The organism is Gottfriedia sp. ABJ_BB2_2 (assembly GCF_055484705.1).
On record NZ_JBVFKR010000003.1, the window covers coordinates 385,930 to 409,538 of the forward strand.

Consider the following 23,609-nt stretch of genomic DNA (forward strand, 5'->3'; position numbering starts at 1 on the left):
TGTGCAAGATTTCTTAATAAAAAAAGAAAAAATTTCAGTAATGTATGAGGAGATTTCAACATGTCAAAGACAAAGTGGTATTTTATTAATAGTGGAAAAAAATCAGGTAGTTATAATATGGCACTAGACGAATGTCTAATTAAATGGCAAAGTGAAGAAGGATTTTTACCAACTTTACGTTTTTATGAGTGGGAACATCCAACAGTAACAATTGGATATTTCCAAAAAAATCAAGAAATCAGTTTAGAACAATTAAAAAAGTATAACGGTGATTTTGTTAGAAGACAAACAGGTGGTAGAAGTGTACTTCATCATGAAGAGTTAACGTATAGTGTAATTGTTCCTGAAAACTACCCAACTATGCCAGCTTCAGTAACAGAAGCTTATAAAGTCATTTCAATGGGGTTATTAGAAGGCTTTAAGTTATTAGGTTTAGATGCTTCTTTCTCTGTGCCAAAAACGGCGGCAGAAAAAGACGAATTAAAAAAACCTGCTAGTGCAGTTTGCTTTGACGCGCCATCTTGGTATGAAGTTGTTGTTAATGATAAAAAGATTGCTGGAAGTGCACAAACAAGACAAAAAGGTTCTATTTTACAGCACGGTTCAATCCCATTAAATATTGATGTAACGATGCTGTATGACCTTTACATTTTTTCATCAGATGAAGTAAGAAACAGAATGAAGAAAAGATTCTTAGAACGCGCTACATGGATTAATGCAGAAAGCGATTCACCAAAATCAATGGATGAATTGTACATTGCATTTAAAGAAGGCTTTGAAATTGGTTTAGAAATTGAATTAGTTCCTTATGAATTAACCGAGGCCCAAGAAAAAGAAGTACAAGCATTAGTCGAATCGAAATATTGTACTGAAGAATGGAATCTTCGAAAATAATGAATGTGTTGGAAAGAAAGCTGGTCAAGCTTTCTTTTTTTTATAAAATAGGTAGTTTTCGAATTGCAATAATCCTTCATTTTTAAACCGTCTCCTTTCTTTACCTATATTCCCAATACTTGGACCGTTTGTTTTTTTTGTAACGTTCATACTATCAATAGATAGATGTAGAAAGGAATCATCAGATATGAAACCATTTATACCGAGGCTCGTTTATTTTGAGCCACAAGCGCTAGAATATCCTTTAGGGAAAGAATTAAAAGAGAAGTTTGAGAAAATGGGTTTGGAAATAAGGGAAACAACTTCACATAATCAAATTCGAAATTTACCCGGTGAGACAGATGCCGAGAAATATCGGATTGCAAAATCAACTTTAGTAATTGGTTTACGTAAAACATTGAAATTCGAAACATCAAAGCCTTCTGCGGAATATGCTATCCCTTTAGCTACTGGATGTATGGGACATTGTCATTATTGTTACTTGCAAACAACATTAGGATCCAAGCCATATATTAGAGTATATGTTAATTTAGAGGATATCTTTGATCAAGCTAAGAAATATATGGACGAAAGAAAGCCGGAAATCACAAGATTCGAGGCTGCGTGTACTTCTGATATAGTAGGCATTGATTATTTGACCCATTCATTAAAAAAAACAATTGAGTTTATTGGGGAAACCGAATATGGTCGCTTACGTTTCGTAACAAAATTCCCACATGTAGATCATTTATTGGATGCTAAACATAACGGGAAAACAACGTTTAGATTTAGTATTAATTCAAGGTATGTAATTAAAAATTTCGAGCCAGGGACGGGCTCGTTTGACGAAAGGATTGAAGCTGCGAAAAAAGTTGCAAATGCAGGATATCCTTTTGGATTTATTGTCGCGCCAATTTATATGCATGAAGATTGGGAAGAGGGCTATGAGGAATTATTTATTAGGCTAAAAGAGGCTCTTGGAGACTTGGCGAATCAAAAAATGACATTTGAACTAATTCAACATCGTTTCACAAAGCCTGCAAAAAAGGTCATCCTTGAACGATATCCAAATACAAAATTAGAGATGGATGAAGAGAAAAGAAAATATAAGTGGGGCAAATATGGAATAGGGAAATACGTTTATCAAACCGATCAAGCTGCTTCTATAGAAGAAACGATATCTGCTTATATTAAATATTACTTTCCAAACGGAGAGATACAGTATTTTACATAAATAAAAAGTGTACTAATTTTGTAACGGGTTCTCTTCTAGGAGAGAGACCAATTTTTCACGGTATAAATTGCTAGGTATTCGCAACAAATTAACACTATAAATAACATTGATAGAGAATTGATTTAACAGTCACTTCTCTTTTTTATATTTGGCTCTGTTAAAGAAGACTGTTGATTTCCATTCCAGGTACTTCGCTTTCCATGGGGCGTGACATGAGCCTCCTCGGCAAGCCTGCGGGGTCTCAAGTTTCCCGCATCTCCCATAGGAGTCTTCGTACCTTCCATTCCAATCACTCTCTAACTTACGTTTCTCTTTTCATACTCTATAGGCATTTGCTAAAAACAACAATTAATATTAACAGAGCTTTTTTAGTTCTTATTTAACGAAAACCTTGATTTGACAATAAAAAAGAAAGACCATTTTTTTGTTAGTTGGTCTGTCATTAGGTAATTTAATTTCTACTTTTCTCTCCCAAAGGTGAACACGTTACTAATTTTGGTACACTTCTTTTTTATGACAGTATGATATATATGTAAAGATTGAAAAGTTCGAGTTAATTGCACTTTTGTATTATGTGTTGTATCATTTTATTTGATGTTTATTTGTAACGGATTATTTAATTAGTAATACTTAACTGGAGGAAAAACATGCCCACACCTAGTATGGAAGATTATATTGAACAAATTTACCTTTTAATTGAAGATAAAGGGTATGCTCGCGTGTCTGATATTGCAGATGCTTTATCAGTACATCCATCGTCAGTTACGAAAATGGTACAAAAGCTTGATAAAGACGAATATTTAATTTATGAAAAGTATAGAGGGCTTATTCTAACTCAAAAGGGTAAGAAAATGGGGAAAAGGCTTGTATATCGTCATGTATTACTTGAGCAATTTTTACGAATTATCGGCCTTGACGAAAATTTAATTTATCAAGATGTTGAAGGTATGGAACATCATATGAGCTGGGAAGCAATTGATCGAATTGGTGACTTAGTTCAGTTTTTTGAGGAAGATAAGAGTCGGATGGAAGCATTAAAGGTCATCCAAAAATCGAATGAAGAACAATCTAACAATGAATAAAAGACCGTGCTCAATAAGAAGCACGGTCTTTCTTTTTACCCTTTTCACCTTCGATTACGGTCAGGTGACTAGAATCTTTACTTCGTTTTCTTAGCAAAGGACTGGAGGTACTTTTCCTTGAAGTGGGCTTTGATTTATTAAACGATTTTTTTACTGAACTAGTTTTTTGCGTATTATATTTTTTTACAGTCTGTTTAGCAGCTTTTCGATAGGAGTCATGTTGGCTTCTTTGACTACTAGATGATGTAAATACTCTATAAATAAAATAAAGAACAAGTAGAATTAATCCAATAAATAAAATCCTTTGTAATAATTTTGCTGGATCATTTATCAATTCAGCAATTAAGCCAAAAAGTGCTAATGCTATCATTCCGTAAAATATTGATGTGTACACTTTTTGATTCACTTAAGCACCTCCTATGTTAAGAATTATTTTTAGATTGTTTTGTAAAAAAATAGGTTACTTATAGTTTATTACATTTTATTCAATAAGTTGATATTTTTTATAAAATTCTGTCAATTATATTTTGGTATTTTTTTCTATCTCCAAAAGTCGATTAAATGAAGCGATTGAAACCTCAATTTGGTCATCTGAAGGCTCTTTTGTTGTTAATAATTGTAGCCATAATCCTGGGTAGCCAACCCACTTTAACACTGGAAGATGACGAACTTTATTTGTTAATTGTAAAACCTCGAACGAAATACCTAAGACGACTGGTATTAATAAAAGTCTGTCTACGATTCTTAACCATAGCGGACTTGTAGGAACAAGGAAATATATGAACATCCCTACAATAACAGTAAATAAAATGAAACTACTACCACATCGGTAATGTAATCTGGACTGAGATCTAACACCTTCGACAGTTAATGGTACATTATTTTCAAAAGCATTAATTACTTTATGCTCTGCACCATGATATTGGAAAACTCTTTTTATAAAAGGAGTTAAAGAAACTACATAAATATAAGTTAATAAAAAAAGTAATTTTATAATACTTTCAACTATTACTTGCTGAATATCTGTTTCGAAAAATGGTCTAAGTGTAGCAGCTAACAGAACTGGAACTAAGGTAAAGATTACTTTCCCTACTAAAAATGATAAAACTGCTAACAAAGATAATCCAATGTATGTAGCAATCGTACTTTTTTGATTCTCACGTTCTAAAGCAACTTGTTCATCATCGATTGGATCGATTCCATATCGTTCGGTTGAAAAGTTTAAATGCTTTGATCCATTTATACTAGCCTGAATGATGGCCACAACTCCTCGTACGAATGGAACTCTCTTTAGTTTTTGCATCGTAGGATTCGTTTGAATTGGTTCTTCAAAATATTGAATTGAGTGATCATTTCTTCGAATTGCTGAAACGGTGTGTTTTTTACCACCGAACATGACACCTTCTACGATTGCCTGCCCCCCATAAACTGCTCTTTCTTTCTCTTTCATGTTGCACCAACCTAAATTCATTTTTTACTACATTAATATTTCTATTTGAATCTATTGTAAATGGAATCACAATATTGGTGCAAGTATAAGTAATGGGAATTACTAAAATGAAGTTGTAATATTTTTAATATTCTCACAAACAAGCTGTTCACATGAAAGATTATGACTTGGACATACTACAATAAGATAATTAGCAATGTATGGAAAGGGTCATGATATATGGATAAAGATAATCAACAAGCACAAAGTGAAAATGAAAAACAAAAACTTAAAGGGCAAGGTAAACAACAAGGCAATGTAAAGGATCAAGGACAAAGTCCTGATTTTGCAAAAGGTGCAATGAATTTTAATAAGATTGCAAGTATTGGATTTTTTGGTGGCATTTTTTGGTCAACAGTATCATTTGTACTTAGTTTTTTTGATTTTACACAAATTGGTCCTACATTTGTCATTGAAAAAATTCCTCTTGGTAAATGGGCGAATTTTTATATTGAGTTATTAATTTCTATATTTTGTATTGGCATTATTTCAATTGTCATTGCCTTCATCTTTTTCTTTATTGGAAGAAAATTTACAGGTGTATTGCCAGGAGTATTCTACGGACTATTATGGTGGGTCATTATTTTCCTTGTATTAGGAAAAATTGCGTTTGATTTAAAACCAATTAAAGAATATTCATCTGACACGATGGTAACTAGCATTTGTTTATTCATTTTATACGGTACCTTTATTTCATATTCGGTTTCTTTTGCATCTCAAGAAGAAGAACCCTATTTGCGTGGCTATTCAAAATAGTCTGGCCTATGATAAAATAAGGATGGGTGTTCCATATTATGTTAAATTGGAGCAAATATGCTGAAATGATAGGTGGAGACTAGAAAATTGGCTAAGTTTTTATTATTAAATGGACCTAATTTAAATATGCTCGGCCAGAGAGAGGTTTCAATCTACGGTTCAACAACACTAAAGGATATAGAGAACCATTTATCTGGTCTGGCTAGTGAGTGTAATGACATGATTGATTGTTTCCAGTCTAATCACGAAGGTCAGATTATTGATCGTCTACACGCAGCAAACAATGTTTATGATGGCATTATTTTTAATCCAGGTGCATTTACACATTATAGTTATGCAATTCGCGATGCAATCGCAAGTATTACAGTTCCAACCATTGAAGTACACATATCAAATATACATAAAAGAGAAGAGTTCCGTCACACATCAGTTTTAGCTGCTGTTACAGTCGGGCAAATTGTTGGATTAGGTGTGTATGGATATGACTTAGCTTTACTTGCATTACAACAGATTTGTAAGGGAGAGAGAGAACATGGAAAAAATTAAAAAATTAAGAGAAGCTCTTGTAGAAAAAGGATTAGACGCACTTTTAGTTACTAGTACATACAACCGTCGTTATTTAACAAATTTTACAGGATCATCAGGTGTGGCACTTATTACAAAAGATAAGGCATTATTTATTACTGATTTCCGTTATATTGAGCAAGCAACTAGTCAATGTGAAGGATTTGAAATCGTTAAACACGAAGGTCTAATTTCAAGCGAAGTTGCATCTCAAATTGAAAAAAATGGTGTAACAAAAGTTGGATTTGAACAAGATCACATGACTTTTTCAGAATATGGTACATACCGTAAAGTAGTAGCAAGTGCAGAACTTGTACCTGTAAATGGAATTATTGAAAACTTACGTTTAATCAAAACAGATGCTGAAATTTCAATTATTAAGGAAGCAACAAAAATTGCTGAATCTGCTTTTGATCATATTTTAGGTTTTATCCGCCCAGGCGTAACAGAATTAGAAGTATCTAATGAGCTAGAATTTTATATGCGTAAATTAGGAGCGACATCATCTTCATTTGATATTATTGTTGCTTCAGGTGCGCGTTCGGCATTACCGCATGGTGTTGCTTCTAGTAAAATAATTGAAACAGGTGATTTTGTAACACTTGATTTTGGTGCATACTACAAAGGATATGTTTCTGATATGACAAGAACAGTTTCAGTAGGCGAGCCAGATGCAGAATTAAAGAAAATCTATGACATCGTGTTAGAAGCTCAATTACGTGGTGTAAATGGAATCAAAGCTGGAATCACAGGTAAAGAAGCTGATGCTTTAACACGTGATTATATTACTGAAAAAGGTTATGGCGAATTCTACGGACACTCAACTGGTCATGGAATTGGTCTTGAAGTACATGAAGGTCCTGGATTATCATTCCGTTCTGATTTAGTACTTGAGCCAAATATGATTGTTACTTGTGAGCCGGGAATTTATATTCCAAATCTTGGTGGAGTTCGTATAGAAGATGATTTAATCGTTAAAAATGGTGGTAACGAAAACTTAATGTCATCACCTAAAAACTTAATCATTCTATAAGTTTTCACGATAATCGAAAAAGAACTACACAAACGAAGTAATATACATTATCATATAGAAATGTGGAGGCGCATGGACTTAGGTTTCATGGCGCTGTAACTAGATCTTAATTAAAGGTAAGCGAAATGGTTCAAAGTCAATACATAGAAAATAAGAACCATTTCATTTTTTAGGAGGATATTTAATGATTTCAGTAAACGATTTTCGTACAGGTTTAACAATTGAAACTGACGGTGGCATTTGGCAAGTTATTGACTTCCAACACGTTAAACCAGGTAAAGGGGCTGCGTTCGTACGTTCTAAACTTCGTAACCTACGCACAGGAGCAGTACAAGAAAAAACTTTCCGTGCTGGTGAGAAAGTTGCGAAAGCACATATCCAAAATCGTAAAATGCAATATTTATATGCAAATGGTAACCAACACGTATTCATGGATAATGAATCTTACGAACAAATTGAATTACCAGAACAAAACATAGAGCGTGAATTAAAATTCTTAAAAGAAAATATGGAAGTTTATATCATGACTTATGAAAGTGAAATTTTAGGTGTTGAATTACCAAACACTGTTGATCTAAAAGTAATTGAAACTGAACCAGGAATCAAAGGTGATACTGCTTCAAACGTTACAAAACCTGCTACAATGGAAACTGGCTTAGTTGTTCAAGTACCAATCTTCATTAACGAAGGTGAAGTATTAATTATTAACACGACTGAATCAAGCTATGTTTCTCGTGCAAAAAACTAATTTAACATTTAGTGGAATATAGTGGAAAGTAGAGGCACTTGAAAAAAGTGTCTCTTTTTCTTATGAAATATCATCTATATTTGATGGAGGGTTGATATGTTAATAACAATTTTACTTTGGACATTGATTATTATTTGTTTCGCTTTGGCGTTTATTGCGTTGATCAAACCGATTATTCCAGGAGTACCTGTACTTTGGGTAGGATTTTTAATTTATCACTTCGGAATTAATAAAGAGGAACTAGGTCTACTATTCTGGATTATCATGGCGATTTTTACTGCTTTCATATTTATAGTAGACTTTATTGCAAATCATTATTTTCTTAAAAAATACGGAAGTACAAAGACCGGTGAAAGAGTAGGCTGTTTAGCTGTGATTGTTGGTTCTTTCATTTTTCCACCATTTGGTTTAATCATTGTTCCGTTTATTTCAGTGTTTGTCACAGAAAGAGTACAAGGTAAAACAAATAAGGAAGCTTTGAAATCTTCATGGGCAACAGTAATTTCATTTCTTAGTAGTTCACTTGCGAAAGCAATTTTACAAATTATCATGGTAATCTTATTTTTTATATTTGTGATTATGTAACTTTAATGAGAAATGCTTTGCTTTTCTCGGTTTGATTAATCATTTAAATAGTTTATTTACAACACTTAGAGAAGCGCTATGCTTCTCTTTTTTTTATTCTATCTAAGTTAACTTAGATAACTCTGTAATAAACTGAGATTTCTTCTCTAGTAAGCTCATTTTATATGGTGCGAGCGGGAACTTCTCAATTTCTCCTTGTAACAAATATTCATTCGTGAATCATGAGCAGAAATGATAAGATTCTCCCACCATTAATTCCTCAGCATTCCTTTCCTTAAATTACTTTTTACAAACCAGAAAAGACTGCATTCTTAGTGTATTTTTGAAAAATCAACTAATGAAATATCTTCTTAAATGGACATGTTCTGCATATTAGTAATAAAAAGACTGAAAAAAAGGTGTGTAATGCATGAAGCAATGGATTGATTCAATGGATAAGGCTGTACTTGGCATGGGCTTGTTAAGGGTTGTTGGTGGTAGCTTAGAATTGATTGCGGCGTTTACAATTCTTTATTTCAATGACATGAAAAAAGCATTAGCACTTAATAGTATTCTAGCAACTGTTGGACCAATCATCCTCATTTCGACGATGACGATTGGGATTATCGGTGTAGCTAGCGAGTTAGATCCAATAAGACTTGTGCTTGTTTTTTGTGGAGTGTTTTTAATTTTACTAGCGGTTTTTAAATGATTAATAGGATGTGAACTGCTATGGAAGAGGTTTTTAATGTGCTACCAACAATGCTGAAAGAGAAATTAATCATTTCTTTTTCAGATTTAAACGAAGTAGAAGAATTACGTTTAAGGGTCTCTAGGCCAGTAGAGGTAATTGCAAACAATCATTCAACATTTTTACCGTATATTGTGACAGAGGAAGATGGGAGTCAAATTCTTGGAAAACTTAGTCAATTTTCTATTTACACAATTGAGGAAGAGTTGAAAAAAGGATATATCACCATTAAAGGCGGCCACAGAGTAGGACTAGCCGGACGGGTGGTGACTGAACATGGGAAGGTAAAGATGATTCGTGATATTAGTTCATATAATTTTCGAATCGCAAAAGAAAAAGTAGGCATAGCAAGTCCATTTGTAAAGTATTTATATGATGGAAGATGGAAAAATACAATGCTAATTGGACCACCACAAGCAGGCAAAACGACTTTATTAAGAGATTTTGCTAGAGTCGTCAGTCAAGGTGATCATGTTAGGGGCATTAAACCTCAAAAAGTAGGTATCGTTGATGAGCGCTCTGAAATTGCTGGTTCAGTTAAAGGTGTACCTCAATATACATTCGGAGAACGAATTGATGTCTTAGATGCTTGTCCAAAGGCAGAAGGAATGATGATGCTCGTAAGATCGATGAGTCCACATATCATTTTAGTAGATGAGATCGGTAAGAAAGAAGATGTAGATGCAATTTTAGAAGCGATTTTTGCAGGTGTTCAATTAATTGTAACTGTTCATGGTTATTCTCTTGAGGAAATTCGAAAAAGGCCGTCATTGCAGCCATTATTTCAAAATGGAACATTCGAACGTTTTATTGAAATTTCCAATCATCCAAGACCGGGGAATGTCACTGATATTAAAAATAGAAAAAATATAAGCCTGTTTTCACAAAAGGCGGTGTATTAATGAAATGGATTGGCGCATTATTCATTATCTTTTCTACAACGTGGCTTGGCTTTTATTTTGCAGGTAGATTATCTGAGCGAACAAAGGAATTACGTGCATGGAAATTAGCTCTTCAATCACTTGAAGCGGAAGTTATGTATAGTCAATTACCACTACAAGAAGCAAGTAGGCGTATTGCGAAACAATTAAATGGGCAAATCCAAGTATTTTTAATCGGTTTTGCAAATCAACTTGAAACAAGTGCCTTATCTGCAAAAGAGGCATGGAAACATTCATTACAAGAATATGCCAAAAAAGTGTCAATTAAGGATTCTGATATCCAAGTCCTTTTGCAATTTGGCGAAACCATCGGAATGCATGACAAAATTTCGCAGCAAAAGCAAATTATCTTAGCGTTAAAACATTTAGAACGTGAAGAGCAAGAGGCAATAGACTCTCAATCTAGCTATGAAAGAATGTCAAAAATGCTTGGCGTCTTAAGTGGGATTTTAATTGTTATTTTATTAATTTAAAGGAGGGAAATCGATGATTACAAATTATGCATTAATGTTTCAAATTGCTGGAATAGGCGTAATCGCTGCTATTATACATGCAGTCTTAAAAAAAGCAGGGCAGGAAGAATTTGCAACATGGACAATTATTACAGCCTTTATCATTGTTTTCTTTCAAGTCATTACGAAAGCCGGAGATCTGTTTAATAAAGTCAGGGATGTATTTCTATTTCATTAGATTAGGAGTGAGTTTGTAATGGAAATCATCCAGATTGTTGGCATCGGGTTATGTGCAACATTTTTAATTCTTCTTCTAAATCAATTTAAAATGGACAAATTTAATTTGGCCATAACGGTTTTTATCAGCTGCGTATTATTTCTATTCTTATTAGATAAAGTTCAATTTTTACTAGATGAAATTCAAAAACTGGCTAATCAAGCAAGTATAAAAAACGTTTACGTCGAGACATTATTGAAAATTATTGGGATTGCGTATATTGCTGAATTTGGCGTTCAAATAACAAAGGATGCTGGGCAGGGTGCAATTGCTTCTAAAATTGAGCTAGGTGGAAAGGTTCTCATTTTAGTATTAGCAGTTCCAATATTAACAGCTTTAATTGAAACGATATTAAGTTTTTTACCTAAAATTTCTTAAAAAGAGGAAGGGAGGACTTTATGAAACATAAAATTCAATTTATTCTTCTTTTCCTTTTTCTCCTTTTTTTTATCCCAAAAAATGTACAAGCTGCTCCTCCACCTGCTGAAATTGTCAATGAACAAATTAAAAAACTCGGTATTGATGAAGTGCAGCAGTACTGGGATGAAGTAGTTAATAAATATGGAGGATTTCTTCCAGAAAGTCAAAAAGGAGATTTTATTGAATTTATTAAAGGGGAAAAGAAGTTTTCAATTCAAGAATGGTTTATCGCCTTTGGTAAATATTTATTTTTTGAGCTATTAAGTAATGGAAAAATACTTGGAATACTGATCATGCTCGTTATTTTCAGTTCTTTACTACAATCATTGCAAAATGCATTTGAAAAAAGTTCGATTAGTAAAATCGCTGACAGTGTTGTGTTTCTAGTTCTAGTTGTTTTTGCTTTAAATAGCTTTTATGTAGCCACCCAAGCAACACAAGAAGCAATTACAATGATGATTAATTTTTTAAGAGCATTAATTCCAATTTTATTAGCTTTAATTGCGACTTCAGGTGGAGTGATCTCTGTAGGATTCTTTCATCCGATTCTAATCTTTTTAATGCATACAAGCGGATTGTTAGTAACGTATTTCGTATTACCTCTTATTCTAGTCTCAACGATTCTAAGTATTGTCAGTATTATCAATGATGAACTCCAAGTTACAAAACTAGCAGCATTAATTAGAAATATTGCAGTAGGTGTGCTTGGTATTTTTTTAACAATTTTCCTCGGTGTGTTAAGTGTACAAGGTATGACGACTGCAGTAACTGATGGCGTAGCTGTCAAAACTGCAAAATTTGTGACAAGTAATTTTATCCCAGTGGTCGGTAAAGTATTTGCAGATGTAACAGATACGGTCATCAGTGCGTCACTTTTATTAAAAAATACTGTCGGAATCGTCGGATTAGTCACGATGCTTGCGATCATCGTATTTCCGGCATTGAAAATATTAGTTTTGGCTCTTATTTATAAATTTTCAGCTGCTATTCTTCAACCCGTAGGCAGCAAAGCAATTATTAGTACGATTGATGTAATTGGAAAAAGTGTCATCTACTTATTTGTTTGTTTAGCGATTGTCTCATTAATGTTTTTCTTAAGTATGACATTGATCATTGCGGCAGGAAATATTGTCGTTATGTTTAGGTAGGTGGGAAGATGGATTTCTTTATTCAATGGGTATCAAACATTATTGTCTATATCTTAATCGCAACAATTATCATGATGTTAATTCCGAATACTGGATTAGCAAAATACGTCCGTTTTGTTGCAAGTTTATTATTAATTGTCATGATGCTCCAACCGATTTTTCAATTATTTCAAGTAAATATTAAAGAAGTACTTGCTGGATACCAGTCAACAACGTATGAAGCAAGTAGCGAAATAAAAAATGAAATAAATAATAAGAAAAATGAAATACAAGCAGCAGAACGTGCATATATATTAAAACAAATGGCTGTCCAAATGAAAAAAGAAGTTGAAGAAAACATTACACAGGACTTTGAACAGGTTATTACAAATGTTGAATTAGAAGTAAAAGAAGGCGTAACTACAATTAAAAATGCCGAGGATTTATCGAAGGTAACTGTTTTTGTAAGCGCCAAAAAAGATGAGACAAGCAATGTAGAACCTGTTCAAGAAGTTAGTGTAAATACAACTGAGCCGATCCAATCAGACAGCGAAAAAATTAAACAGCAAGAACTACAGAGTTTTTTAGCAGATAGATGGCAACTTGAGGACAAGCAAATCGAAGTTAAGATGGAAGGAGGGGAGTAATGGCAAATGAAAAAGAAGATACCACCAATAAAACTAGCAGAATTTTTTAAAGGAAACAAAGATGAAAATACCTCTTCTGACAAAGAGCCTAGTCAAAGTCCATTTAAACTCACAAGGAAATATGTACTGGCTCTACTTGGACTTGGAGTTTGTTGGATGATCGCAAGTAGTCTATTTGCAAATTCTACCGGTAAAACTAATTCGATGATTTCACCAATAGCTACTGAAACAAGTGGAAGTCCTAAAAATAACGATGAAGCTGTTGAAACTCTTAAACTCGGTGGTGAAAAATCATCAGGCAGTATAAATGATTTTGAAAATAAATATGAACAACAATTAACAGAAACTTTAAATCAAATGGCTGGCGTAAGCAAAGTGAAAGTAGAAGTAAATGTAGATGGCAGCGAAAAAAATGTATACCAATATAACCGAACAGATCGTACTCAACAAACAGAAGAAGTAGACAAGCAAGGTGGTAAACGGAAAATTGAAGACGAGTCTCATGATTCGCAAGTCGTCATTATTAATGATGGTGAAAAAGAAATTCCAGTTATTGTGCAAACAGAAATGCCAGATATAAAAGGGGTTCTTATTATCGCTAAAGGTGCTGAGAATCTCGAAGTGAAAAATATGATACGAGAAGCTGTCACGCGATTACTTGACGTACCAAGCCATCGTGTCGCAGTACTACCAAAAAAATAATAGGAAGAAGGTAAAATGAAAATGAAAAGACAAACGATTTGGTTATTAACAATGTTAAGTTTAGTAGTGGTACTATCAGTATATTACGTAACAACACCTGATCAAATGAAAACAGCAGGCATTATGAATATGACTAGTAATAACTCTTTAGATTCTACACCATCATCTGATACAAACAAAAAAGATGATGGCAAAGAAACAACTTCTAAAGAAGAAACTACAAATGAAGTATTCTTAAAACAACGAATGGAACAAGAAGATAAAAGAGCTCAATTACAAGAAGAATTTCAAACAACAATTGACTCAGCTACAGCATCTGCAGAAGAAAAAAGTCAAGCATTCACAAGCTTAAAAGAACTTCAAACATTAACAGCACTAGAAGCTGATGTTGAAACAATGATCAAAGAATCTGGTTATAAAGATGCATTAGTACGCGCTGACAGCAACGAAGTAAATGTAGCAGTAAAATCAACAAAAAAACATAGCAAAGCAGCTGCAAACGAAATCATCCAAATGGCAAGAAGCGTACTAGGTGAAAAACTAGTAATCGTAACATTCCAGACTAAATAATAAGAAAAGTGGAGGCGACTGGTCAGCTCCGACAAGCATAAGGCAAGCCCGGGTAAAGGTTGCTTTTTAACCTTTACATGGGATTGACTTATGACCTCGAGGAGCTAGGAGCCGGAACTAGACAATAAGAAAAGTGGAAGGCGTTCGCTCTGCCCCGACAAGCATAAGACAAAAACCAATAAAGGTGCTTTTTACCTTTAATGGGGTTTGGCTTATGACTCGAGGGGCAAACGCCTGGAACTAGACAAAGAAAAGTGGAAGGCGTTCGCTCTGCCCCGACAAGCATAACGGGGTTCGATATAAGCTTTTTACCTTATGGGGGATTGGCTGTATAAAACTTTTAATAAAATCGCATTTCTTTAACGAAAATCTATAACATTAAAAGCACTGTCTACAAAGTTGTAGGTAGTGCTTTTGTACGTTAAAATAGATATGTAGTACCTATGTTTACAACAAATTATTTTTGGTAAGGAATAAGATAATTAATTTGGTGGGAAAATGGCTAAAATTAGAATGAAACATGGGCAAGTAAAATAATTTGTTGAAAAGTTTAGTATTAGGTTATAAGATTAGACTATATGTTTTTAAGGGGTGAACGAAAATGAAAATTCATGAAATTAGAGAATTAATTAAATTAATTGACCAAACAACGATAAATGAGTTTGAATTTGAAAATAACGGTGCCATCGTTAAAATTAAAAAAGGTGGGCAAACAACTGTTGTTACTCAAGCTGTTGCTCCAGTAGTTCAACAAGAACTTATGCCTGTTGTATCTGCACCAGTAGCAACTTTAGAAAAACCAGCTGCAACTGAAACTGTTGCACAAGAAGTGGCGAAAGAAGATACAAGTAATTTACATAAAATTACATCACCAATGGTAGGTACATTCTATGCATCTCCATCACCAGATTCAAAAGAATATGTAGCAGTTGGCGATCGCATTAAAAGTGACTCAATTGTATGTATCGTAGAAGCAATGAAATTATTTAATGAAATCGAAGCTGAAATTGATGGAGAAATCGTTGAAATTTTAGCTAAAAATGGACAATTAGTTGAATATGGCCAACCATTATTTTTAGTTAAAAGCTAATAAACATACAGATTGATTTACAGTACTTTACTTAAGAAGGTGAAGAAATGAAGAAGGTTTTAATTGCAAATCGTGGGGAAATTGCGATTCGTATAATAAGAGCATGTAAAGAATTAAATATTGAAACAGTTGCAATTTATTCTGAAGGGGATAAAGAAGCATTGCATGTTCAAATGGCTGATGAAGCATATTGCGTCGGACCTAAATTATCAAAAGATAGTTATTTAAATATGACTAATATTATTAGTATCGCAAAATTAACAGGTTGCGAAGGAATTCATCCAGGCTATGGTTTCTTATCGGAAAATGCTAGTTTTGCAGAATTATGTACAGAGTGTAATGTGAAGTTTATCGGGCCTACTGCTGATTCCATTTCTAAAATGGGTACGAAAGACGTAGCTCGTGAGACGATGAAAGAAGCAGGTGTACCAGTTGTACCAGGTTCACAAGGCATTATTTCTAGTATTGAAGAAGGTAAAAAAATCGCTTTAGAAATTGGATACCCGGTCATTATTAAAGCAACTGCTGGTGGTGGCGGTAAAGGTATTCGTGTAGCTAGAGATGAAAAAGATTTAGAAAAAGGTATTCAGATTACTCAACAAGAAGCTCAAACAGCTTTTGGTAATCCTGGAGTGTACCTTGAAAAATATATCGAAGACTTTAGACATGTTGAAATTCAAGTTTTAGCAGATGAACATGGTAATACAATTCATTTAGGTGAACGTGATTGTACAATTCAACGTCGTTTACAAAAATTAGTAGAGGAAGCACCATCTCCTGTTTTAGATGAAGAAACTCGTGCTAAAATGGGGCAAGCAGCCGTTCGTGCAGCTGAAGCAGTTAATTACTGGGGTGCTGGTACTGTTGAGTTCATTTATGAGCCACATACAAAAAACTTCTATTTCATGGAAATGAATACTCGTATTCAGGTTGAACATCCTGTAACAGAATACATTTCTGGAATTGACTTGATTAAACAACAATTATTAATTGCAAAAGGTCATCCTTTAAAAACCACTCAAGCAGACGTAACTTTAAATGGTTGGTCTATCGAGTGTCGTATTAACGCTGAAAATCCTGATAAAAACTTTATGCCTTCTCCTGGTAAAATTATTACGTATTTACCACCAGGTGGTCCAAACGTTCGAGTTGATTCTGCAGTATATAACGGTTACACAATTCCGCCATATTATGACTCAATGATTGCAAAAGTTATCGTTCATGGCAAGACAAGAGACGAAGCAATTGCTATAATGATAAGAGCACTGGAAGAATTTGTAGTAGAAGGAATTTATACAACTATTCCTTTCCATTTAAATTTACTGCAAAATGAAATCTTCGTAAAAGGGAAGTATAATACTAAATTCCTTGAGGAACATGCGCTTGTGACGAAAGGATAAAGTGGAGGGATCTACATGAATGAAAATCAAATGTTAGAAATGGGTAGCGCGACTCTTGGTCGAGTAGAAATAGCACCTGAGGTTATTGAAGTAATTGCTGGTATTGCAGCTGCAGAAGTAGAAGGCGTATCTAGCATGCGTGGTAATCTTGCATCTGGTATTTCTGAAATTATCGGTAAGAAATATCATGGTAAAGGTGTTCGCGTTGATTTATCAGAAGATCGCATTAAAATTGATGTTTATATTTTAGTGAAATTCGGTAAATCGATTCCAACAGTAGCAGGTAATGTTCAAGATAATATTCGTCAAGCATTATTAACAATGACTGGCTTAGAGTTATCAGAAGTGAATGTACATGTTGTTGGTGTTCAATTTGATACAAAAGTAGAACAAGAAGCTCCAATCGAGCTTTAATAAATTCCAATAAAAAGGAGTCCCATAATCTTATGGGGCTCTTTTTTTATACTTCACGAAAATTAATGTTCGTGTTTTGGTCACTAATTTTATGTTTAGTGTAAAAAAAAATAAAAAAATAATGAAAAACACATACATTAAACTATTATTTTTTTTGATTTTAAGTTAAAATGTAGAAAATACTTTAAAAAGTATGGACTTAGCTTAAATACGTTAATAATAATAAAAAATTAGTTAAGATACATCGTTGGAACTTATTAAAAAAAATGGTAAAATAACGTGTTACTATATAAAAATTAGAATTCGTTATTACCTATGCAACGAATTGTGAATTTAGCTTAAAGGAGTTTATTATTTTGATGAAACGTAGAAAAGCAAGAGAACTTGCATTGCAAACATTATTTCAAATGGATTTAAGTGAGGCGAATGCTTCAGATGCATTACAGCATGTTTTAGAAGAAGCTGAAGAAAAAGAAGATGGTTTTTTAGAATCAATCGTTTCAAACTTCGTAGAACATAAAGAAGAGATTGACAATAAATTATCTTCAAACATTGAAAGCTGGACAATCGATCGTTTAGGAAATGTCGATCGTAATATACTTCGTATTGCACTAGTTGAGATGGACTTTTTAGAAGATGTTCCAAAAAGTGTATCAATCAATGAAGCGATCGAAATTGCCAAAATTTACGGGGACGATGATTCAAGTAAATTTATCAATGCGGTATTATCAAAATTCTAAATAGATAAAGTGTTTACATGCATAGGGGGAAATGAAAATGGTAGCAGCATTAATTAATGGTAAAGAAATTTCATTATCAATTCGTGAGGGATTAAAACTTGGTGTTACAGAATTAAAAAACCAAGGAGTAATTCCAGGACTGGCTGTTGTGTTGGTTGGAGATAATTCAGCATCAAGAACTTACGTTAATTCAAAACATAAAGCTTGTAATGAATTAGGTATGTATTCAGAAGTAATTGAATTAGCAGAGACTGTTTCAGAAGATGAATTATTATCGGTTGTTAGAAAACTAAATGACGATGATAAAATTCATGGAATTCTTGTTCAGTTACCTTTACCTGCACATATTTCTGAGAAGAAAGTAATTGAAACAATTTCACCATTAAAAGATGTTGATGGATTTCATCCGATTAATATCGGACGTATGATGACAAATCAAGATTCATTACTACCATGTACTCCTTTTGGTATATTAAAATTAATAGAAAATACAAATATTCCAATTAGCGGAAAACACGTTGTTGTCATTGGACGTAGTAATATAGTTGGAAAACCAGTTGGTCAATTATTCTTAAATGAAAATGCAACTGTTACTTATACACATTCACGTACAACTGATTTAAAACAAATTACGAAACAAGCTGACATACTAATCGTTGCAATTGGTGTTGCAAAATTAATTACGGCTGATTATGTAAAAGATGGTGCCATTGTTATCGATGTTGGTATGAACAGAGATGAAAATGGAAAATTATGTGGAGATGTGGATTTTGAAAATGTGAAAAGTATCGCAGGTCATATTACTCCAGTACCGGGTGGAGTTGGGCCAATGACGATCACAATGTTACTTCACAATACTTTAAAGGCAGCATCTCAAATTGAAAATAAAAGCAATTTAGGTGTAAAACTTTAAGATTGCTCCACAAGAATGAAAGAGGGATCGGCATGACGGAGAAGTTGCCAGTTACAGTTACTGCATTAACTAAATATTTAAAAGCTAAATTTCAAGCGGACCGAAATCTACAAAATATTATGCTTCGTGGAGAAATTTCAAACTTTAAACGTCATTCTTCAAGTGGACATTTTTATTTTACTTTAAAAGATGACGGAGCAAGAATTGCTGCAGTCATGTTCCAATCCTATAATTCATCAATTGCTTTTCAACCAACTGACGGTATGCAGGTTATTGTCCAAGGAGAGATAACTGTATACCCTCAGTCTGGTAGTTATCAAATCTATATTCGTGAAATGCAACCGGACGGTGTAGGTGGACTTTTTGTTGCATTTGAACAATTGAAGAAAAAATTATTAGAAGAAGGACTCTTTGATCAGAAATTCAAGAAAAAGATTCCTTCTTTTCCTAGTGTAATCGGGGTTGCTACTTCTCCAACTGGAGCGGCAGTAAGAGACATCATTACGACAATCCAAAGAAGATACCCTATTGGTAAAATAATTGTAATTCCTACACTAGTACAAGGTGACGGAGCTCCTGCATCTGTTGTAAAATCCATTGAAACTGCCAATAAATTAAAATATATTGATGTATTAATTGTTGGACGTGGTGGTGGTTCGATTGAAGAGCTTTGGGCATTTAATGATGAAAAAGTAGCAAGAGCAATTTTTCAATCAAAAATTCCGATTATTTCTGCAGTTGGACACGAAACTGATACTACCATTGCAGATTATGTGGCTGATTTACGAGCGCCAACTCCAACGGCAGCGGCTGAATTAGTTTCACTAAGTCAACGGGAAATTCTTGAACAGTTTGCTGTTCGGGAAGCAAGATTAAATAAAGCTATGAATTCAATATTCGATAAAAAGAAGTTGCAACTAACTACCATTCAAGATTCATATGTATTTAGATATCCAAATTCTTTATTAAATCCAAAACAAGAACAATTTGATCGAACAGTAGAAAAACTAGAACAGTCAATGAATGATATTGTAAAAGGTAAATCGATACAGTACAAGGAATTGTTTTCTTCTTTACTAATTCATCATCCGAGTAATAGAGTGAAGCTTGAAAAACAAAAACATGAACAATTAGATATGAGCTTACAAAAAGAATTTAATCGACTCATAACACATAAGCAATTTATGATGGAAAAAGTAATACATACATTAGATGCACTTAGCCCGTTAAAAGTTATGGCTAGAGGATATTCGTTAGCATACAAAGAAGATGACGAATTAGTTAAATCTGTGAAACAAGTAAAAAACGGTGATCAGTTCGAGTTGCAAATGACAGATGGTAAATTAAGCTGTGAAGTACTTGAAGTAAAGGAGCAGTGATGAAAATGGAACAAAATGAATTATCTTTTGAAGATGCAATAAAAGAGATTGAGACGATTGTTCAAAAGCTAGAACAAGGTGACGTACCACTTGAAAAAGCAATCGAATACTTCCAAGAAGGTATTAAGCTTTCTCAAATTTGTAAAGAAAAATTAACAAAAGTTGAAAAACAAATGACGTCAATTTTAAATGATCAAGGTGAAGAAGCTCCTTTTACTGTTGAGGAGGAATAAGCATGAGTACTTTTAAAGAATTTATGGAATACTCCAGTAAATTAGTAAGTGAATCAATGGTTGAATCGGTTCAGAAATTAAAAGCGCCGGAAAGATTAAAAGAATCGATGACATATTCCCTTCAAGCTGGAGGTAAGCGAATTCGACCTTTGTTATTATTTGCAACATTAGATGCTTTTGGTAAAAATGTTGAAATTGGTCTGAAACCTGCCTGTGCACTTGAAATGATACATACATATTCGTTAATACATGACGATCTTCCTTGCATGGATGATGATGATTTTCGTAGAGGAAAACCAACAAATCACAAAGTGTTTGGTGAGGATTTAGCAGTATTAGCAGGAGACGGACTTCTTACATATGCTTTCCAGCTAATTTCGGAAATGAATGATCCTAGTGTATCAGATCAAGTGAAAATTCGATTAATCAATGAATTAGCAATTGCAGCAGGACCAGAGGGAATGGTTGCAGGGCAAGTAGATGATATGGCAGGTGAAAGTAAGCAATTAACTGGTGAGGAATTGCAATATATTCACGAAAGAAAAACTGGGAAAATGCTGATGTATCCTGTTATTGCTGGTGCCATTTTAGCTAACTCAACAGCTGAACAATTATCCCATTTAACTCAATTTGCATATAAATTAGGCATTGCATTTCAAATTCAAGACGATATATTAGATGTAATCGGTGATGAAGAGGTATTAGGTAAGCCAGTAGGCAGTGACATAGAGAATGATAAGACAACATATGTGAAATTATATACAGTTGAAGGTGCCAAAAACCGACTTCACACATTTATATTTGAAGCAAAACAACATATTAAAGCATGCGGAATAAAAGATGATATATTACTTTCTATCTGTGATTTTGTAGAAAATCGTAGTTTTTAAAATGCTAAATGCATAAGTTCTATTGTATTCCATTGAATAGATTTAAACATTTATGTATAATGTAACTACTTTAATCGCAACGTTGTTAATATAATATACAGAAATGTAAGCCGTTAACACAAATGTGCTAGCGGCTTTCTTGTTATGAAGTTTTTGGTTTATTGATTACCAATTCTCTACTTCAATTTAATTGAACAACACGGACAAGTAATAAGCGATGAGCAATAGGTAATGGTGTTGAAAGAATGTAATTCATTATTGACGAAGTAATTTCCTGAGCTAAAACTAATGGTATTATGATACATGCTGTTAAGAGTTAGTACTCAAGACTTAGCGTTTAACTGTAAGTATGGTAAAATCATTTTAGAGACAGTATTAAATAATAATTAATTTTTATTAGATTAGATTTAACATCTAGGAAGGTGAGTGATCCAAGATGGATCTTACGACGATTGAAAATCCAAGTTTTTTAAAAAATAAATCGATTGAGGAATTAGAACTATTAAGTGAAGAAATCCGAAAATTTCTTATACAGCAGTTATCGGAAACAGGTGGGCATATTGCACCAAATTTAGGTGTAGTTGAGTTAACGATTGCCTTACATAAAGTATTCGATTCGCCAAAGGATAAATTTTTATGGGATGTTGGACATCAATCCTATGTACATAAAATTTTAACAGGTAGAGCAAATGAATTCTCTACTTTAAGACAATTTAAAGGACTATGTGGCTTTCCAAAGCGAATTGAAAGTGAGCATGATGTTTGGGAAACGGGTCATAGTTCTACTTCGTTATCTGCTGCAATGGGTATGGCGATTGCAAGAGATATAAAAAAGTCGAAGGAATATATTGTACCGATTATTGGTGATGGTGCCTTGACAGGTGGTATGGCTCTAGAAGCGATGAACCATATAGGACATGAACAAAAAGATGTGATCGTTATTTTAAATGATAATGAAATGTCAATTGCGCCAAATGTAGGTGCTTTACATAGTATTTTAGGTCGTCTTAGAACGACAGGTAAATACCGTTGGGCAAAAGGTGAGCTAGAAGGAGTAATTAAAAAAATTCCTGGTATTGGTGACAAATTATCAAGTACTTCTAAAAAGTTAAAAGATAGCCTTAAATACTTAGTAACACAAGGGATGTTTTTTGAGGAAATGGGCTTTACGTACTTTGGACCTGTAGATGGTCACAATTACGAAGACTTATTTGAAACACTTGAGTATGCTAAGAAGACAAAGGGTCCAGTACTCGTTCATGTTCTGACGAAAAAAGGAAAAGGTTATAAGCCAGCAGAGAGTGATGATATTGGAACTTGGCATGGAACGGGTCCTTATAAAGTTGAATCTGGTAAGATTATCAAACCTGATAAAGCACCACCAGCTTGGAGTAAGCTTGTAAGTGATACTGTATTAAAATTAGCTTTACAAGATGAAAGAATTGTTGCTATAACGCCTGCAATGCCAGTCGGTTCTAAATTAGAGAATTTCCAGGCGCAGTTACCCGACAGAATATTTGATGTTGGGATTGCCGAACAACACGCTGCAACGGTTGCTGCAGGTCTTGCAACTCAAGGCATGAAGCCGTTTCTAGCAATTTATTCAACCTTCTTACAAAGAGCATATGACCAAGTACTACATGATATTTGTAGACAAAATTTAAATGTTTTTATTGGAATCGATCGAGCTGGTTTAGTAGGAGCTGATGGGGAGACTCATCAAGGAGTATTTGATATCGCCTTTTTACGTCATATTCCTAATTTAGTATTAATGATGCCTAAGGATGAAAATGAAGGACAACATATGGTTAATACTGCAATTCAGTATGATGATGGCCCTATTGCACTTCGTTTCCCAAGAGGAAATGGTTTAGGTGTACCAATGGATGATCAGTTAAAAGAAATTCCAATTGGTTCTTGGGAAGTGTTAAGAGAAGGATCTGATGCAGTCATTTTAACATTTGGAACAACAATTAAAATGGCATTAGATGCAGCCGAAAAACTAGAGAAGGAAAATATCTCAGTAAAAGTTGTGAATGCAAGATTTATTAAACCGATGGATACAGCGATGTTAAATGATATATTTAAAAACGGCAAACCAATATTAACTATTGAAGAAGCTATGTTACAAGGTGGCTTTGGTAGTGCTGTTCTAGAATTCGCAAGTGATCATAACTATCAAAATGTACGAATTGATCGAATTGGTATTCCTGATTTATACGTTGAACATGGTGATGTAGACAAATTGTTAGATGAAATTCATTTAACGATGGAAGAGTCAGTTAAGAAAATTCGTGAAATGGTATGTAATAAATAAGAG

The 23,609-nt window shown here is 33.7% G+C and carries 28 protein-coding genes; 26 read left to right on the forward strand and 2 right to left on the reverse strand.

Features of this window, described 5'->3' with window-relative positions:
* Positions 1-60: 60 nt before the first annotated feature.
* From ACX6U0_RS10600 to mntR, 3 genes are all read left to right on the forward strand, one after another.
* Positions 61-894: a lipoate--protein ligase family protein gene (locus tag ACX6U0_RS10600; RefSeq protein ID WP_464959905.1), complete on the forward strand. Its 834-nt coding sequence runs from the start codon at positions 61-63 to the stop codon at positions 892-894.
* Positions 895-1,081: 187 nt separating this feature from the next.
* Entirely contained in the window at positions 1,082-2,107 is a 1,026-nt protein-coding gene (gene splB / locus ACX6U0_RS10605) for a spore photoproduct lyase (RefSeq protein ID WP_464959906.1), read from the forward strand.
* 647 nt (positions 2,108-2,754) lie between these two features.
* A complete protein-coding gene (mntR, locus tag ACX6U0_RS10610; protein ID WP_464959907.1) occupies positions 2,755-3,189 on the forward strand; it encodes a transcriptional regulator MntR in 435 nt (144 codons plus the stop codon).
* A 10-nt stretch (positions 3,190-3,199) separates the two neighbouring features.
* Here the strand turns inward: mntR and ACX6U0_RS10615 are convergent, their stop codons facing one another.
* Together ACX6U0_RS10615 and ACX6U0_RS10620 are read right to left on the reverse strand one after the other, a co-directional pair.
* Complete coding sequence (locus tag ACX6U0_RS10615) at positions 3,200-3,595, reverse strand: SA1362 family protein (RefSeq protein WP_464959908.1); 396 nt, start codon at positions 3,593-3,595, stop codon at positions 3,200-3,202.
* Positions 3,596-3,709: 114 nt separating this feature from the next.
* A complete protein-coding gene (locus ACX6U0_RS10620; protein WP_464959909.1) occupies positions 3,710-4,639 on the reverse strand; it encodes a DUF1385 domain-containing protein in 930 nt (309 codons plus the stop codon).
* Positions 4,640-4,858: 219 nt separating this feature from the next.
* On the opposite strand from ACX6U0_RS10620, the gene ACX6U0_RS10625 reads away from it, so the two are divergent.
* The 23 genes from ACX6U0_RS10625 to dxs all read left to right on the forward strand — a co-directional run bounded on the left by ACX6U0_RS10625 (position 4,859) and on the right by dxs (position 23,606).
* Positions 4,859-5,434 carry a YqhR family membrane protein gene (locus tag ACX6U0_RS10625; RefSeq protein WP_464959910.1) on the forward strand — a complete coding sequence of 192 codons (576 nt, stop codon included), beginning with the start codon at positions 4,859-4,861 and terminating at the stop codon, positions 5,432-5,434.
* Positions 5,435-5,521: 87 nt separating this feature from the next.
* Positions 5,522-5,980 (forward strand): type II 3-dehydroquinate dehydratase, encoded by a 459-nt coding sequence (aroQ, locus tag ACX6U0_RS10630; protein WP_464959911.1) that lies wholly within the window; start codon positions 5,522-5,524, stop codon positions 5,978-5,980.
* Positions 5,967-7,031, forward strand: a complete 1,065-nt coding sequence (locus tag ACX6U0_RS10635; RefSeq protein ID WP_464959912.1) for a M24 family metallopeptidase — start codon at positions 5,967-5,969, stop codon at positions 7,029-7,031. Before aroQ ends, ACX6U0_RS10635 begins: the two co-directional genes overlap by 14 nt.
* Before the next feature lie 184 nt (positions 7,032-7,215).
* A complete protein-coding gene (gene efp / locus ACX6U0_RS10640) occupies positions 7,216-7,779 on the forward strand; it encodes an elongation factor P (protein WP_192602546.1) in 564 nt (187 codons plus the stop codon).
* A 102-nt stretch (positions 7,780-7,881) separates the two neighbouring features.
* A complete protein-coding gene (locus tag ACX6U0_RS10645) occupies positions 7,882-8,364 on the forward strand; it encodes a DUF456 domain-containing protein (protein ID WP_464959973.1) in 483 nt (160 codons plus the stop codon).
* 409 nt (positions 8,365-8,773) lie between these two features.
* Positions 8,774-9,055: a YqhV family protein gene (locus ACX6U0_RS10650; protein WP_464959913.1), complete on the forward strand. Its 282-nt coding sequence runs from the start codon at positions 8,774-8,776 to the stop codon at positions 9,053-9,055.
* Between the two features lie 20 nt (positions 9,056-9,075).
* Positions 9,076-9,996 carry a stage III sporulation protein AA gene (gene spoIIIAA / locus ACX6U0_RS10655; protein ID WP_464959914.1) on the forward strand — a complete coding sequence of 307 codons (921 nt, stop codon included), beginning with the start codon at positions 9,076-9,078 and terminating at the stop codon, positions 9,994-9,996.
* A complete protein-coding gene (spoIIIAB, locus tag ACX6U0_RS10660) occupies positions 9,996-10,508 on the forward strand; it encodes a stage III sporulation protein SpoIIIAB (RefSeq protein ID WP_464959915.1) in 513 nt (170 codons plus the stop codon). The genes spoIIIAA and spoIIIAB overlap by 1 nt, the downstream gene beginning before the upstream one ends.
* A gap of 13 nt (positions 10,509-10,521) precedes the next feature.
* Positions 10,522-10,725: a stage III sporulation protein AC gene (gene spoIIIAC, locus ACX6U0_RS10665; RefSeq protein ID WP_107901975.1), complete on the forward strand. Its 204-nt coding sequence runs from the start codon at positions 10,522-10,524 to the stop codon at positions 10,723-10,725.
* Positions 10,726-10,743: 18 nt separating this feature from the next.
* On the forward strand, positions 10,744-11,142 hold the full coding sequence (gene spoIIIAD / locus ACX6U0_RS10670) for a stage III sporulation protein AD (RefSeq protein WP_174567275.1): 399 nt from the start codon (positions 10,744-10,746) through the stop codon (positions 11,140-11,142).
* 20 nt (positions 11,143-11,162) lie between these two features.
* Positions 11,163-12,332: a stage III sporulation protein AE gene (spoIIIAE, locus tag ACX6U0_RS10675; protein ID WP_464959916.1), complete on the forward strand. Its 1,170-nt coding sequence runs from the start codon at positions 11,163-11,165 to the stop codon at positions 12,330-12,332.
* Positions 12,333-12,340: 8 nt separating this feature from the next.
* The gene (spoIIIAF, locus tag ACX6U0_RS10680; RefSeq protein ID WP_464959917.1) at positions 12,341-12,958 is read left to right on the forward strand and encodes a stage III sporulation protein AF; all 618 of its coding nucleotides are present in this window, start codon (positions 12,341-12,343) and stop codon (positions 12,956-12,958) included.
* A gap of 6 nt (positions 12,959-12,964) precedes the next feature.
* Positions 12,965-13,660 carry a stage III sporulation protein AG gene (spoIIIAG, locus tag ACX6U0_RS10685; protein WP_464959918.1) on the forward strand — a complete coding sequence of 232 codons (696 nt, stop codon included), beginning with the start codon at positions 12,965-12,967 and terminating at the stop codon, positions 13,658-13,660.
* Between the two features lie 15 nt (positions 13,661-13,675).
* Positions 13,676-14,230, forward strand: a complete 555-nt coding sequence (locus tag ACX6U0_RS10690; RefSeq protein WP_464959919.1) for a SpoIIIAH-like family protein — start codon at positions 13,676-13,678, stop codon at positions 14,228-14,230.
* A gap of 601 nt (positions 14,231-14,831) precedes the next feature.
* On the forward strand, positions 14,832-15,320 hold the full coding sequence (gene accB / locus ACX6U0_RS10695) for an acetyl-CoA carboxylase biotin carboxyl carrier protein (RefSeq protein WP_464959920.1): 489 nt from the start codon (positions 14,832-14,834) through the stop codon (positions 15,318-15,320).
* 47 nt (positions 15,321-15,367) lie between these two features.
* Positions 15,368-16,720, forward strand: coding sequence for an acetyl-CoA carboxylase biotin carboxylase subunit (accC, locus tag ACX6U0_RS10700; protein ID WP_464959921.1), 1,353 nt, complete (start codon positions 15,368-15,370; stop codon positions 16,718-16,720).
* A 15-nt stretch (positions 16,721-16,735) separates the two neighbouring features.
* Entirely contained in the window at positions 16,736-17,134 is a 399-nt protein-coding gene (locus tag ACX6U0_RS10705; protein WP_464959922.1) for an Asp23/Gls24 family envelope stress response protein, read from the forward strand.
* Between the two features lie 359 nt (positions 17,135-17,493).
* Positions 17,494-17,874, forward strand: coding sequence for a transcription antitermination factor NusB (nusB, locus tag ACX6U0_RS10710; RefSeq protein WP_464959923.1), 381 nt, complete (start codon positions 17,494-17,496; stop codon positions 17,872-17,874).
* Between the two features lie 37 nt (positions 17,875-17,911).
* Entirely contained in the window at positions 17,912-18,787 is an 876-nt protein-coding gene (folD, locus tag ACX6U0_RS10715; RefSeq protein WP_464959924.1) for a bifunctional methylenetetrahydrofolate dehydrogenase/methenyltetrahydrofolate cyclohydrolase FolD, read from the forward strand.
* A 32-nt stretch (positions 18,788-18,819) separates the two neighbouring features.
* The gene (gene xseA / locus ACX6U0_RS10720) at positions 18,820-20,166 is read left to right on the forward strand and encodes an exodeoxyribonuclease VII large subunit (RefSeq protein WP_464959925.1); all 1,347 of its coding nucleotides are present in this window, start codon (positions 18,820-18,822) and stop codon (positions 20,164-20,166) included.
* Positions 20,166-20,399 carry an exodeoxyribonuclease VII small subunit gene (locus ACX6U0_RS10725; RefSeq protein ID WP_464959926.1) on the forward strand — a complete coding sequence of 78 codons (234 nt, stop codon included), beginning with the start codon at positions 20,166-20,168 and terminating at the stop codon, positions 20,397-20,399. The genes xseA and ACX6U0_RS10725 overlap by 1 nt, the downstream gene beginning before the upstream one ends.
* A 2-nt stretch (positions 20,400-20,401) precedes the next feature.
* The gene (locus ACX6U0_RS10730; RefSeq protein WP_464959927.1) at positions 20,402-21,289 is read left to right on the forward strand and encodes a polyprenyl synthetase family protein; all 888 of its coding nucleotides are present in this window, start codon (positions 20,402-20,404) and stop codon (positions 21,287-21,289) included.
* Positions 21,290-21,725: 436 nt separating this feature from the next.
* Entirely contained in the window at positions 21,726-23,606 is a 1,881-nt protein-coding gene (dxs, locus tag ACX6U0_RS10735) for a 1-deoxy-D-xylulose-5-phosphate synthase (protein ID WP_464959928.1), read from the forward strand.
* Positions 23,607-23,609: the final 3 nt, after the last annotated feature.